Origin of the sequence: Alteromonas sp. KUL42 (assembly GCF_006538325.1) — a bacterium.
In the GTDB taxonomy this organism is placed as follows: Bacteria; Pseudomonadota; Gammaproteobacteria; order Enterobacterales; family Alteromonadaceae; genus Alteromonas.
On the sequence record NZ_BJKK01000004.1, the window covers coordinates 178,213 to 192,124 of the forward strand.

Consider the following 13,912-nt stretch of genomic DNA (forward strand, 5'->3'; position numbering starts at 1 on the left):
GTCCTGTGGCAACACTGCTTTGGATGCGATTAGCTCTCGTCATTAAAGGCGTGAGGAAATAATATCCATCGCTTTTTCAAAGACTTGGTCAATATCCAAGTCCGTTGAATCTATAATTACAGCATCTTGTGCCGGTACCAAGGGAGCCACTGCGCGCTGAGTATCACGCTCATCTCTGGCTTTGATATCGGTCAAAAGGCGCGCAATATTAACATCCATACCTTTCGCTTTCAACTGACTGTATCGACGTTCTGCACGGGCTTCTGCGCTTGCGGTAAGAAAAATCTTCACCTTGGCGTCAGGAAATACCACTGTGCCCATGTCACGTCCATCAGCAACTAGGCCTGGCTCTTGTTGGAAAGCGCGCTGTCGGCGTAGCAAAGCTTCACGTACACGAGGTAACGCGGCCACTTTAGATGCAACGGCGCCAACTTCTTCGGTGCGAATGTCGTCTGTAACGTCTTCGCCTTCAAGAATAATTCGCGTAGCGTTATCGTTCGTCTCGAAGCTCACATCAAGACCGGTTGCTAGGGGAACAACACATTCTTCATCATCACACGGAAGGTCGTGGTGTAATGCGGCAACTGCTAGAACGCGGTAAATTGCGCCGCTATCTAAAAAGTGCCACCCTAATTTTGTTGCCAGAAGGCTACTTAATGTACCTTTACCAGCGCCACTAGGACCGTCAACCGTGACTACGGGTGTGGAATGCATACCTGCTCCATCATCAAATTACAAAAATCGCGCGCAATTATACGCGTAAGTTCAAGATAAGCAATGCCACCACGCAAGGGTGGCATTGAACACTACGCTAATTCTGACATGGATCAAATTGCACAAACGTGTTGAACGGCATATTCTATCTACGCACTATATAGTGTCTTAAAGCGCTTAAAATAGTCAGGAAAGGTTTTGCGTGTACAACCCGGGTCATTAATAGTGACGGGCGTATCGCTCAGTGCAACCAAAGAGAAACACATTGCAATACGATGGTCGTTGTATGTGTCAATTTCCGCATGTTTGATGTGTTCTGTTGGCCATACTGTTATGTAGTCGTGCCCTTCTTCTACTTTTGCACCGAGTTTTTGCAACTCTGTTGCCATTGCATTTAAACGGTCAGTTTCTTTTACTCGCCAATTATAGATATTGGTCATGGTTGTCGGACCGTCAGCGAAAAGTGCGGTGGTAGCAATGGTCATTGCCGCATCGGGAATATGGTTCATATCCATATTTATTCCTTTAAGTGGTGCCCCGGTTACCTCGACGTATTCGTCATGCCACGTAACTTTAGCCCCCATCGCTTCAAGTACATCTGCAAAACGGATGTCACCCTGAATACTATTTTTACCAATACCGGTAACACGTACAGTTCCACCCTTTATTGCACCAGCAGCTAAAAAGTAAGATGCACTCGACGCATCTCCTTCCACCATAAATTTACCTGGTGCCACATACTTAGCACTGCCACTTATCGTAAACGTTTGATAGCTATCATTTTGCACTGACACTCCAAACTTCGCCATGGTATCAAGGGTAATATCGATGTATGGCTTTGACACTAACTCGCCCTTTATACGAATAACAACGTCGCCGTTAAACAATGGTGCAGCCATTAACAATGCTGTCAAAAATTGACTAGAAACACTGCCATCTACTGTCATTTCACCGCCATTTAAGATTTTACCTTTGATTTGCAATGGCGGAAAACCTTCGCTTTTAAGATACGTTATGTCTGCATCAGCTTCGCGAAGTGCATCGACAAGATCGCCTATGGGGCGCTCTTCCATGCGTGGCTCGCCTGTTAAGACCGTATCGACATTGCTAGCAGCAAGTGCCGCGCACAAAGGGCGCATCGCAGTACCTGCATTGCCTAAGAAGAGCTCTAAAGGCTCAGCTACATCAAACGCACCATTATTGCCTTGTACGACACAGCGTGTTTTGTCGTCGTTAAGTTGGTAATTTACACCCAACTTAGTAAGCGCATTAAGCATGTGTGAAATATCATCGCTGTCTAACAAATTAGTCAGTTCTGTTTCACCTTCTGCCAATGCGGCTAGCAGTAATGCGCGGTTAGACAAACTCTTTGAGCCTGGTACATTGACTACGCCCGAAACTTTTGCAATCGGGTCTAATGTTAGTTGCTCCATGATTAGCCATTCACCCTTTCAAATTCACGCATAAATTCAACCAATGCCACAACACCTTCGATAGGCATTGCGTTGTAGATACTCGCGCGCATACCACCTACAATTCTGTGCCCTTTTAATGCAAGTAACCCTGCTTCTTGAGACTGTTTTAGAAACAGACTATCTAACTCTGGATCTGCAAGATGAAAAGGTACGTTCATTTTAGAACGGCAATCTGGATGTACTTTGCTTGAGTAAAAATCTGAACTATCAATCGCTGAATATAGTAATGCGGCTTTCTCTGCGTTGCGTTTAGCCATAGCTTCAACACCGCCAACATCTTTTAGCCATTCAAAAACAAGCCCTGCCAAATACCACGAAAACGTAGGCGGGGTGTTGTACATTGAATCAGATTTTGCAGCCAATGCGTAGTCAAAAATAGACGGTGTTTCTTTACGTGCATTACCGACTAAATCTTCGCGAACAATTACCACAGATAAACCACTTGGGCCTATATTTTTCTGTGCACCGGCGTAGATAACACCGTGCTTGGCAACATCAATAGGTTTAGACAAAATAGTAGACGACATGTCTGATACGAGTGGGACGTCACCTGACTCTGGTAGCCAGTCAAAAGCGATACCATCAACCGTTTCATTTGGGCAAAAGTGGTAATACGCCGCTGTTTGATCAATGTCGCTTAATGAAGGGTTCGCAACGAACTGCATTCCGTCTTTTTCTGAAACATTACCGACAACAATTGCATTGTTGTACTTGCTGGCTTCGTCAACAGCACCTTTAGACCATGAACCACTCACTAAGTGGAGACTCTTGTCATTATTACCTGAGAGGTTTAATGGAACAGCGGCAAACTGACCACGACCGCCACCATGAGTGAAAAGTACATGATAGTTTGATGGAATAGACATGAGTTCACGAAGATCTTGTTCTGCCTTTGCGGCAATTTCGATGAAATCTTTACCGCGATGGCTTACTTCCATAACAGAACAGCCTAAGTCGCGCCAATTTGTGAATTCAGCTTGGGCTTTTTGCATTACCTCTTTAGGAAGCATTGCTGGGCCCGCACAAAAGTTAAAAACCTCGTTCATTGCGTTTTTCAACACCTGTAAATTGAATCTAATAGTCCTATTTAAATTAACATTAATTCACTAGGCTACTAGGTAAACAAGCGGCAAAAGCCGCTTGTTTGAAAGAACACTGATAATACGCAGCAACAAATTACTGCGTGTTACCCCTACTCTTCTGTCGTTGAGCCTTCACCGTCTTGCGCGGTGTTGTCTTGCTCTTGAACAGCAGTTTCTGCTTGTTCTGTTGCATCTTCTGAAACAATAAGGTTACCGTCTTCATCAAATTCTTGTAACTCTGCTACTTCTTCAATGCGTTGTAAGCCAACTACATGTTCGCCTTCTACTGTACGTATTAGTCGAACACCTTGTGTATTACGGCCTACTACTGATACTTCACTTACCCGTGTACGAACTAACGTACCTTGGTCGCTAATCAGCATAATTTCATTGGCTTCGTCTACTTGAACGGCGCCCACTACTTTACCATTGCGTTCAGAGACTTTAATCGAGACCACACCTTGTGTCGCACGGCTCTTAGCTGGGTAATCTTCTAGTGGTGTACGCTTACCAAAACCGTTCTCAGTCGCGGTTAAGATTGGGCCATCGCCTTTAGGTACAATTAGTGAAACCACTTTTTGACCATCTTGCAAACGAATACCACGAACACCTGTCGCGGTGCGTCCCATAGGACGAAGTGCTAGAAGCTCTTCACCTGTTTCTGGGTCGCGTTTTATTTCACCGGTTTCGCTGTCACGTAATTTCTCGTTAAAGCGAACCACTTTACCCGCATCAGAGAATAACATGATGTCGTCGTCACCGTGGGTAATGTCAACACCAATTAACTCATCACCTTCGTTTAAGTTTACGGCGATAATACCGCTTGAACGAGGACGTGAATATAGGCTTAAGTCAGTTTTCTTAACTGTACCGTTAGCCGTTGCCATTAATACAAATTTGCCTTCCTCAAATTCTTTAATAGGAAGAATAGCGGTAATGCGCTCATTGTCTTCTAATGGCAGAATGTTAACGATTGGGCGACCACGTGCGTTACGGCTTGCAAATGGCAATTGATAGACTTTCAGCCAGTACAATCGACCACGAGTAGAGAAACACAAGATATGATCGTGAGTGTTAGCAACAAGTAATTTCTCGATGATATCTTCATCTTTCATTTTCGTTGCCGATTTACCACGACCGCCTCGACGCTGTGCTTCGTAATCGGTAAGTTTTTGATACTTAACGTAACCTTCGCGAGACAGTGTAACCACCACGTCTTCTTGTTCGATAAGATCTTCTATATCAATATCGTGACTTGCCGCTGTGATTTCAGTGCGACGCTCGTCACCAAACTCATCGCGCACTTTTTCAAGCTCTTCGCGAATAACTTCCATCAAACGCTCTGGGCTATTTAGAATGTGTAGTAATTCGGCAATAATCTCTAGAAGCTGTTTATATTCTTCTAAGATTTTCTCATGCTCTAGACCGGTTAACTTGTGTAAACGTAAATCTAGAATAGCTTGTGCTTGTTGTTCTGTTAGGTAGTATTTACCGTCGCGAATACCAAATTCAGGTAATAACCAATCTGGGCGAGCTGCATCGTCACCAGCGCGTTCAAGCATTTGCGCTACATCACCTAAGTCCCAACCTTGTGCAACAAGTGATTTCTTAGCATCGGCAGGGCTTTGAGATGCCTTAATAAGCTCGATAATAGGGTCGATGTTTGCAAGCGCAATCGCCAAGCCTTCAAGTATATGAGCGCGATCACGCGCTTTGCGCAACTCAAATACCGTACGACGGGTGACAACTTCACGACGGTGAAGAATAAAGCATTCTAGTGTTTCTTTAAGATTGAATACCTTAGGCTGACCATTGTCTAGGGCAACCATATTGATACCGAATACCGTTTGAAGTTGGGTATTGGCATACAAATGGTTTAGCAATACTTCCGCAGATTCGTTGCGCTTAACTTCAACAACAATACGCATACCGTCTTTATCAGACTCGTCGCGTAATGCAGAAACACCTTCAATTCGCTTCTCTTTAACCAGTTCGGCTATCTTTTCAATCAGGCGGGCTTTGTTAACTTGATACGGAATTTCGTTAACAATAATGGTTTCTTTACCATTGCTGTCTGTTTCAATTTCCGCTTTCGCACGCAAATAGATTTTACCGCGCCCCGTGCGATATGCATCTTCAATGCCCTTGCGACCACTGATCATAGCAGCGGTAGGAAAATCTGGACCTGGAATATGGGTCATCAAATCATCAATGGTAATTGACGGATCTTCAATTAACGCCACACAACCGTTGATCACTTCAGTTAGGTTATGCGGAGGAATGTTTGTCGCCATACCAACGGCAATACCAGATGAACCATTTACCAACAGATTGGGAACCTTGGTTGGCAGAACTTCAGGAATGTGTTCTGTGCCGTCGTAGTTTGGTACAAAATCAACGGTTTCTTTATCGAGATCGGCAAGTAATTCATGGGCAATTTTAGCCATGCGAACTTCGGTATAACGCATCGCAGCCGCAGAGTCGCCGTCTACCGAACCGAAGTTACCCTGACCATCTACCAGCATATAACGCAGTGAGAACGGCTGAGCCATACGAACAATTGTGTCGTATACGGCGGAGTCACCGTGAGGGTGATATTTACCAATAACGTCACCTACCACACGGGCAGATTTTTTGTATGGCTTGTTAAAGTCGTTTTTCAGTTCGTTCATTGCGAACAGCACACGACGGTGCACTGGCTTCAAGCCATCTCTTACGTCAGGCAAGGCTCGCCCGACAATAACGCTCATCGCGTAATCAAGGTAAGAGTTTTTTAACTCTTCCTCAATATTAACGGGGAGGATTTCTTTAGCGTTATCAGACATAAACTGCTTAATCCCTTTATCTTGGTTTGTTCTGCGTTGTCCTTTTAAACTGCTTTTAAATGATGGTTAAAAGCGTTGTACAGGTGCGCACTGTTATTATTTTATGGGTAATAATCGTAAGTCGAGTGTACCACTTGATGACAGAATTATGTAGCGCTTAATTGCGCTTATTATGTAACTAGAAGGCAAGCGATTAAAATTCGCCCACACGAGCATGGTAAAAGGCAGATTCACAGCAAAAACAGTAAAACGATGTGACAAATTAGGATATGTTAATAAGAGAATAATTAAGGATTGTTTTACTCATGACGAACGTCGATCAACAAGAAATTAATAAGTTTTCCGAACTCGCCTCGCGTTGGTGGGATCCAGAGGGCGAGTTTAAACCACTCCACTTAATTAACCCGCTGCGTTTAGATTTTATAAATCAACACTGTAGCGGTTTGTTTGAAAAAAACGTTATCGACATTGGATGCGGTGGCGGCATTCTCGCCGAATCAATGGCTCGCGCAGGCGCAACCGTAACAGGGTTAGATATGGCAGAGGCTTCATTAGAAGTGGCTAAGCTTCACGGTCTTGAGTCAGGAATTAAAGTTGATTATGTCTGCTCCACAGCTGAGGACTATGCACAGAAGCACGCCGGTAAGTTTGATGTGGTCACCTGTATGGAAATGTTAGAACATGTGCCCGACCCTGCGTCAGTTGTAAAAGCATGTGCGTCATTAGTTAAGCCAGGTGGTCATGTATTTTTTTCAACACTCAATCGCAATCTCAAATCCTACTTAATGGGAATCGTTGGTGCTGAGTACATTCTAAAACTAGTACCGAAAGGCACGCATGATCACAGCAAATTCATTAAGCCATCTGAGTTAATGGCCATGACAGATCAGGCCGGTTTGCTTCCTCGTGATATAACGGGTCTTCATATGGATCCCATTTCTCAGGGCTTTTATCTCTCATCAAACAATGTTGATGTAAACTACCTACTGTATACTGTTTCACAAGACTAACTATCAATCGATTATCGCCACTTCCCTACCGTATTATGTGTTGTGTTACGGTAGGTGATTTCCCTTTACATCGTTAGTAACATCAACACTACATATTGGGCTTAGGTGATATTTTAAACACCATATGTCGTGTTTGTATAAAAAACAGTTTCTAATAATAAATTAATTTTACGCAATAAGATTTTGTGAAAAATGCTTGCATTCCCGATAATTTAAGCTTGTAGAACGCTAAAAAGTTAGTTGTTACTAACGTAAATTTCATGCCAGTTTGAGTGCTCGAAATACCACCAGATATTGGGTTGCAATCAGGTCAAAACCTCACTATCTTGTGGTTATTCCAGCGAGCGATCCACACCGCATTTTCGGGATCGCTACCGATCTGCACAGCAACGTGCAACACAGATCCGCCTGGTACTTTTAAACTAAGCAGAACACAATTAGCAGTCTTCTCTCAATGTAAATTTTAATATTGAGCGGGCGGCCTTTGCGTGTGGCTCACATTAAAATACGTTTAGTGTTGATGTGACAAACACACGTAAAACAAAAATCAAAACGATAAAAGAGCATCAAGCTCACGCAATAAAGCGCTAACGGACAAACGGCCAGTAACATGAATAACAATTTATTTGTCACCAAACGCAACGGTGAAAAAGAATCTATCGACCTTGAAAAAATTCATAAGGTCGTTACATGGGCAGCCAAGGGACTTAAAAACGTCTCTGTTTCACAAGTTGAAATAAAGGCGCAAATTCAATTCTACGACGGCATTAATACAAGCGAAATTCACGAGACGCTTATTAAGTCAGCGGCAGATCTTATCTCTACAGATGCGCCAGATTATCAATATATGGCTGCTCGACTGGCGATATTCCACCTTCGCAAAAAATCTTATGGCCAATTTGAACCGCCTGCCCTGTTTGATCACGTGACCAAAATGGTTGAGATGGGCAAATATGACAAACATTTGCTTGAAGACTATAGCGCTGAAGAATTTGCAGAAATGGATTCATATATCGACCACTGGCGCGATATGAACTTCAGCTTTGCAGCCGTTAAGCAGCTTGAAGGTAAATACCTTGTTCAAAACCGTGTTACTGGCGAGATCTACGAAAGCGCGCAGTTTTTATACATATTAGTTGCGGCGTGTTTGTTTGCCAATTATGACAAAGCAACACGTATGGACTATATTCGTCGTTTCTACGATGCCGCTTCTACGTTTAAACTGTCGCTGCCAACGCCAATCATGGCAGGTGTACGTACACCAACACGCCAATTCAGCTCGTGCGTATTAATTGAAACTGGCGATAGCCTTGATTCAATTAACGCTACAGCCAGCGCTATCGTAAAATACGTAAGTCAGCGTGCAGGCATTGGTGTAAATGCAGGTCGCATTCGCGCACTAGGTAGCCCAATTCGCGGTGGTGAAGCATTCCACACTGGCTGTATTCCATTTTACAAGTACTTCCAGACAGCCGTTAAAAGCTGTTCTCAAGGTGGTGTTCGCGGTGGCGCTGCAACCTTGTTCTATCCAATTTGGCATATGGAAGTAGAATCGCTGTTAGTATTGAAGAACAACCGAGGGGTAGAAGAGAACCGTGTACGTCACCTCGATTACGGTGTGCAGTTTAACAAGCTGATGTACCAGCGCATGATGAAAGATGGTTATATTTCATTATTCAGCCCATCAGATGTTCCAGGTCTCTACGATGCGTTCTTTGCTGATCAAGCGAAGTTTGAAGAACTTTATGTGAAGTACGAAAACGATGACAGCATCCGTAAGAAGCAAATCAAAGCGATGGAACTGTTTAGCTTATTCATGCAAGAACGCGCAAGCACAGGCCGCATCTATTTGCAGAACGTTGACCACTGTAATACGCATAGCCCGTTCAACCCTGAAGTTGCGCCAGTTCGTCAAAGTAACCTTTGTTTAGAAATTGCACTACCTACTAAACCGCTTCAACATGTTAATGATGAAAACGGTGAGATTGCGCTTTGTACGTTATCTGCATTTAACCTTGGTGCAATTAAATCACTTGATGAGTTTGAAGAACTAGCAGACTTAGCTGTACGTGCACTCGACAACTTGCTCGACTATCAAGACTACCCTGTTCCAGCCGCGTATAACGCGACTATGGGCCGACGCACATTAGGTGTGGGTGTGATTAACTTTGCATATTACTTAGCGAAAAACGGCGTTAAGTACTCTGATCACAGTGCGAATGGTCTTGTACACCGCACCTTTGAAGCTATGCAGTATTACCTACTGAAAGCGTCAAACAATTTGGCGAAAGAAAAAGGCGCATGTCCTAAATTCAATGAAACAACGTACTCGCAAGGTATCATGCCTATCGACAGCTATAAGAAAGACCTTGATAGTGTATGTAACGAACCTTTGCATTATGATTGGGATGCACTTCGCGAAGAAATTAAAACCTACGGACTACGCAACTCAACATTGTCTGCGTTAATGCCGTCAGAAACTTCTTCGCAAATTTCAAATGCAACCAATGGTATAGAGCCACCACGTGGTTTCATTAGCATTAAATCAAGCAAAGACGGTGTTCTTAAGCAAGTTGTGCCTGAGTACGAAACGTTAAAAGACCAATACGAATTGCTTTGGGATATTCCATCAAACGATGGCTACCTGCAGCTTGTGGGTATTATGCAGAAGTTTATTGATCAAACGATATCTGCGAACACTAACTACGATCCAAGCCGTTACGAAGGTAATAAAGTACCAATGAAGTTGTTGCTTAAAGACCTACTTACTACGTACAAACTTGGCGTTAAAACACTGTATTACCATAACACTCGCGATGGTGCATCTGATACCTCGGCCCTGGACGCAAAGGCAAACGAGCCACTACCACGTCAAGAAGAAGTAGTTGTTGAGGAAGACGATGATTGTGCAGGCGGTGCGTGTAAGATTTAATTGCACGTACCCCGTACAACAGGGTAAGCATTTCTAGCATTTGTTAACATGCTTACCCTAAATAGAGTCGCAGCAAGAACATAACAATAACACGCGTTAATCACTGAGTTTTAGTTAGGCCATCATGAAATACACTACGTTTAATCAGGAAAGTACAAACCCATTGGTTGAGCCAATGTTTTTCGGTAACCCCGTAAATGTTGCTCGCTACGACCAGCAAAAGCACGCCATATTTGAAAAGCTTATTGAAAAACAAATTAGCTTTTTTTGGCGACCAGAAGAAGTGGACGTATCAAGAGACCGCGTTGATTTTCAAAAGTTAACCGATCCAGAAAAACACATTTTCATCTCTAACCTAAAGTACCAGACTTTGCTTGATTCAGTGCAGGGCCGAAGCCCCAACATTGCGTTTTTGCCAATCATTTCATTGCCTGAACTTGAAACTTGGGTAGAAACATGGTCGTTTTTCGAGACTATTCACTCTCGCTCTTATACCCATATTTTGCGCAACCTTTTCTCAGATCCTAGTGAAATTTTTGAAGATATTGTGGTTAACGAAGAAATTAAGCGCCGTGCTGCGGACATTTCTAAGTACTACGATGACCTTATTTTTGCGACACAACTTTGGCAAACACAAGGCGAAGGTATTCACACGGTAGACGGTGTAGCTCACACTATCAACATGTATGAATTAAAGAAAAAATTATTCCTTTGCATGAACTCAGTGAATGCATTGGAAGCCATTCGCTTTTATGTGTCTTTTGCGTGTACATTCGCGTTTGCTGAGCGCAAGCTTATGGAAGGAAACTCTAAAATCATCCGCTTAATTGCGCGTGATGAAAACCTGCACCTATCGTCAACACAGCACGTGTTGAACTTATGGGCGAAAGGTAAAGATGACCCAGACATGGCGCAAATTGCAGAAGAGTGCAAAGACGAAGCCCGCGAAATTTTTATGAATGCGGTTGAGCAAGAAAAACAATGGGCAGATTATCTGTTCAAAAACGGTTCAATGCTTGGCTTGAACAAAGAAATTCTGTGTCAGTATGTTGAATACATTGCTAACCAACGCATGTCTGCCATTGGCCTAGATGCGCCATTTGACATTAGCAGCAACCCACTTCCATGGATGAACAGTTACCTTAACTCTGACAACGTACAAGTTGCCCCTCAGGAGTCTGAAATTAGCTCTTATCTAGTAGGTCAAATTGATTCTGCGGTAAGTGAAGACGACTTTGCTGATTTTGAGCTGTAATTCTACGGCTTAATGAGTAATGAAAATCCATCGCACCGCATCGACATTGTCGATGTGGGTGCGATTGACGCCCCCACTGATAAAACCTTACTTAGCGCGCTTGAATCTGCCAATGTGCATATTCATTATCATTGCCGCGAAGGGTTTTGTGGTGCGTGTCGCACTACCTTGATAGAAGGCGAAGTTGAGTATACCACTGATCCCCTCGCCTTCATTGACGACGATGAAATCCTGCCTTGTTGTTGCGTAGCAAAAACGCCACTTAAAATTAAAGTACCTTTATAGCGATAACACAGCACTTTTTGGCATATAAGCTAATAGCTATCGCCCTAAAGCATTAGTTCAATACCTGCCTAATACACTAGGTTTCAAGGCGATTTAGCATTCAAATATCTCGACCCTGTTTCTGCCATTTTTCTTTGCTTGATAAAGGGCTTTGTCAGCCAAAACGACAGCTTGCTCGGCGTTAATATTAGAAGCCACTTCTGCTATACCAAACGACGCTGTAACATTTACTGAATTTCCTTCAAAAACAATATTCATTGACGCAATACTTTCTCTGATTCTCTCAGCAACTTGATAGGCTTCAGCTTTAGAAGTATGAAGAAGTGAAATAACAAATTCTTCACCACCATATCGAAACACTTTATCGATATTCCTCAGTTTTTGTTGAACAACCTCGGCAGTTTGCCTAAGAACTTCATCCCCTTTTGTATGACCAAAAGAGTCATTTATTTTCTTAAAGTAATCAAGATCAAGGATAACTATGCACGCGAGATTAGCATCTTTACTCACTAAGTCTTGGAGCTTGTTTAACTCTTCGTCAAATGAACGCCTATTAAACACGCCAGTTAAGGGATCACGGTTGTACAGAAGAGTATAAACTTCACGTCTAAACTGTTCTAAGGTGTTCAAAAATAAGTCAATATGACCGAAAAAAACATCTAGATCTTCTTGAGAAATTACCACATTAGATATTTTCTTTCTCAAAAGTTCAGCAGTAGCTACATGCAAGTTTATGTGATGGGTTTCAATAACTGCATAGGCTTGAAGACGCTCTAATTTTTCAGGTTGAGGTCCATAATACCAACAGCCAAATTCACACAATTTATGTGCGCTTTCAGACAAATCTTTTGAGGAAGGCTCTTCATCACAGACTAATGTGTGCATAATTGACCTCACCCAAAATCTATGGGACTGAATTGCTTTATCAATATTGTTAATTACAGGTTCAAGTGCTTGGTTTGTTATAGTTTTCATTATTGTTTTTCTGTGAACTTCACGCCGCTAGTATAACCAGAAATAAACGTCTAAATTAAGTTCAGAGGGTAAAAAAACACCTAAATACTGCTATTTGTATAATAAAACGATCTGTGTGAGCGTCACTTATAACATTCTATCACTAATTGAAAATTGACTTCACCATCCCCAACTTTACTATCACGTAATAAAGTAAACGTTTTCGTAGGATCAAAAATGGCAAACACAACCTTGTTCACCCCTTTTAAAAACAAGGGTCTTTCACTAGACAACCGTATCGTGATGGCTCCCATGACACGACAGTTTTCTCCTAATGGCGTCCCTACAAGCGATGTCGCTGGCTACTACAAAAGACGTGCACAAGGCGGTACAGGCCTTATTATTACTGAAGGTACAACGGTCAACGATAAAGTTGCGACCATGGATGCAAATATCCCTCAATTCCACGGCGAATCGGCACTTACTGGCTGGCAAAATGTGGTAAATGAAGTGCACAGCGTAGGAGGTAAAATCATGCCTCAGTTGTGGCACGTAGGCATGGCACGTGTTGCGGAGAAAGCACCTTTTCCAGAACTACCAAGCGCTGGCCCATCTGGTTTATTCAAACCGGGTAAACAGGGTGCTGAGCCAATGACGGTAGCGCATATCGAGTCGGTTATTTCCGCATTTGCACAAGCGGCAGCAGATGCGAAAGCCATTGGCATGGATGGTGTTGAGATTCACGGTGCTCATGGTTACTTGATTGACCAATTCTTCTGGGAAGGTACCAACCAACGTACAGACAGTTGGGGCGGAAGCATGGAAAACAGAGGTCGCTTTGCGGTTGAAATTGTCAAAGCTATTCGCGCGGCAACATCCCCAGACTTCCCTATTGTATTGCGTTACTCGCAGTGGAAACAACAAGACTACACTGCCCGTCTTGCGCATACTCCGCAAGAGTTAGAGCAATTTCTTACTCCATTGAGTGATGCTGGTGTGGATATCTTCCACTGCTCACAGCGCCGTTACTGGGAAAATGAGTTTGAAAATAGTGAGCTTAACTTAGCGGGTTGGACTAAAAAAATCACAGGTAAACCGACTATCACGGTTGGCTCAGTAGGACTTAACGACGATTTCTTTGGTGCGTTTCAAGGCCAAGACTCGAGCACACGTGCAGTTGACGACTTACTAGAACGCTTAGATGCCGGAGAGTTTGATTTAGTCGCTGTTGGGCGTGCCTTGTTACAAGATCCCAACTGGGCGAACAAGATAAAAGAAAACCGCACAGATGAGCTTGAGCAATACTCTGGCAAAGCGTTGGCAACCTTGTCATAGGATAGATGAACGAAGTGTAGTTTGTGATACCAAGCTACACTTCGT

Annotated in this window: 10 protein-coding genes; 5 read left to right on the plus strand and 5 right to left on the minus strand. The window is 43.1% G+C overall.

What is annotated here, in order from left to right; all coding sequences use genetic code 11:
* Positions 1 to 42: 42 nt before the first annotated feature.
* The 4 genes from cmk to gyrA all read right to left on the minus strand — a co-directional run bounded on the left by cmk (position 43) and on the right by gyrA (position 6,096).
* A complete protein-coding gene (gene cmk / locus EYR97_RS07965) occupies positions 43 to 714 on the minus strand; it encodes a (d)CMP kinase (protein ID WP_131093313.1) in 672 nt (223 codons plus the stop codon).
* Positions 715 to 863: 149 nt separating this feature from the next.
* On the minus strand, positions 864 to 2,147 hold the full coding sequence (aroA, locus tag EYR97_RS07970) for a 3-phosphoshikimate 1-carboxyvinyltransferase (RefSeq protein WP_131093314.1): 1,284 nt from the start codon (positions 2,145 to 2,147) through the stop codon (positions 864 to 866).
* A gap of 2 nt (positions 2,148 to 2,149) precedes the next feature.
* A complete protein-coding gene (gene serC / locus EYR97_RS07975; protein ID WP_131093315.1) occupies positions 2,150 to 3,235 on the minus strand; it encodes a 3-phosphoserine/phosphohydroxythreonine transaminase in 1,086 nt (361 codons plus the stop codon).
* 146 nt (positions 3,236 to 3,381) lie between these two features.
* Positions 3,382 to 6,096, minus strand: coding sequence for a DNA topoisomerase (ATP-hydrolyzing) subunit A (gene gyrA / locus EYR97_RS07980; protein WP_131093316.1), 2,715 nt, complete (start codon positions 6,094 to 6,096; stop codon positions 3,382 to 3,384).
* Between the two features lie 305 nt (positions 6,097 to 6,401).
* Here gyrA and ubiG point away from each other — a divergent pair, with 305 nt between their 5' ends.
* The 4 genes from ubiG to yfaE all read left to right on the plus strand — a co-directional run bounded on the left by ubiG (position 6,402) and on the right by yfaE (position 11,578).
* On the plus strand, positions 6,402 to 7,106 hold the full coding sequence (ubiG, locus tag EYR97_RS07985) for a bifunctional 2-polyprenyl-6-hydroxyphenol methylase/3-demethylubiquinol 3-O-methyltransferase UbiG (RefSeq protein ID WP_131093317.1): 705 nt from the start codon (positions 6,402 to 6,404) through the stop codon (positions 7,104 to 7,106).
* A 610-nt stretch (positions 7,107 to 7,716) separates the two neighbouring features.
* Positions 7,717 to 10,038, plus strand: a complete 2,322-nt coding sequence (gene nrdA, locus EYR97_RS07990; RefSeq protein WP_131093318.1) for a class 1a ribonucleoside-diphosphate reductase subunit alpha — start codon at positions 7,717 to 7,719, stop codon at positions 10,036 to 10,038.
* 124 nt (positions 10,039 to 10,162) lie between these two features.
* Positions 10,163 to 11,293 carry a class Ia ribonucleoside-diphosphate reductase subunit beta gene (gene nrdB, locus EYR97_RS07995; RefSeq protein WP_131093319.1) on the plus strand — a complete coding sequence of 377 codons (1,131 nt, stop codon included), beginning with the start codon at positions 10,163 to 10,165 and terminating at the stop codon, positions 11,291 to 11,293.
* Positions 11,294 to 11,305: 12 nt separating this feature from the next.
* A complete protein-coding gene (gene yfaE, locus EYR97_RS08000; RefSeq protein ID WP_131093320.1) occupies positions 11,306 to 11,578 on the plus strand; it encodes a class I ribonucleotide reductase maintenance protein YfaE in 273 nt (90 codons plus the stop codon).
* A gap of 93 nt (positions 11,579 to 11,671) precedes the next feature.
* Here yfaE and EYR97_RS08005 read toward each other — a convergent pair whose 3' ends face one another.
* Positions 11,672 to 12,553: a diguanylate cyclase gene (locus EYR97_RS08005; protein WP_131093321.1), complete on the minus strand. Its 882-nt coding sequence runs from the start codon at positions 12,551 to 12,553 to the stop codon at positions 11,672 to 11,674.
* A 216-nt stretch (positions 12,554 to 12,769) separates the two neighbouring features.
* Between EYR97_RS08005 and EYR97_RS08010 the strand changes: the two genes are divergently transcribed.
* On the plus strand, positions 12,770 to 13,867 hold the full coding sequence (locus EYR97_RS08010; protein WP_131093322.1) for an NADH:flavin oxidoreductase: 1,098 nt from the start codon (positions 12,770 to 12,772) through the stop codon (positions 13,865 to 13,867).
* Positions 13,868 to 13,912: the final 45 nt, after the last annotated feature.

Coding starts and splice junctions, on each gene's coding strand:
- EYR97_RS08005 (WP_131093321.1), bottom strand. CDS start 12,553: ATGAAAACTATAACAAACCAAGCACTTGAACCTGTAATTAACAATATT.
- nrdB (WP_131093319.1), top strand. CDS start 10,163: ATGAAATACACTACGTTTAATCAGGAAAGTACAAACCCATTGGTTGAG.
- serC (WP_131093315.1), bottom strand. CDS start 3,235: ATGAACGAGGTTTTTAACTTTTGTGCGGGCCCAGCAATGCTTCCTAAA.
- gyrA (WP_131093316.1), bottom strand. CDS start 6,096: ATGTCTGATAACGCTAAAGAAATCCTCCCCGTTAATATTGAGGAAGAG.
- nrdA (WP_131093318.1), top strand. CDS start 7,717: ATGAATAACAATTTATTTGTCACCAAACGCAACGGTGAAAAAGAATCT.
- EYR97_RS08010 (WP_131093322.1), top strand. CDS start 12,770: ATGGCAAACACAACCTTGTTCACCCCTTTTAAAAACAAGGGTCTTTCA.
- ubiG (WP_131093317.1), top strand. CDS start 6,402: ATGACGAACGTCGATCAACAAGAAATTAATAAGTTTTCCGAACTCGCC.
- aroA (WP_131093314.1), bottom strand. CDS start 2,147: ATGGAGCAACTAACATTAGACCCGATTGCAAAAGTTTCGGGCGTAGTC.
- yfaE (WP_131093320.1), top strand. CDS start 11,306: ATGAGTAATGAAAATCCATCGCACCGCATCGACATTGTCGATGTGGGT.
- cmk (WP_131093313.1), bottom strand. CDS start 714: ATGCATTCCACACCCGTAGTCACGGTTGACGGTCCTAGTGGCGCTGGT.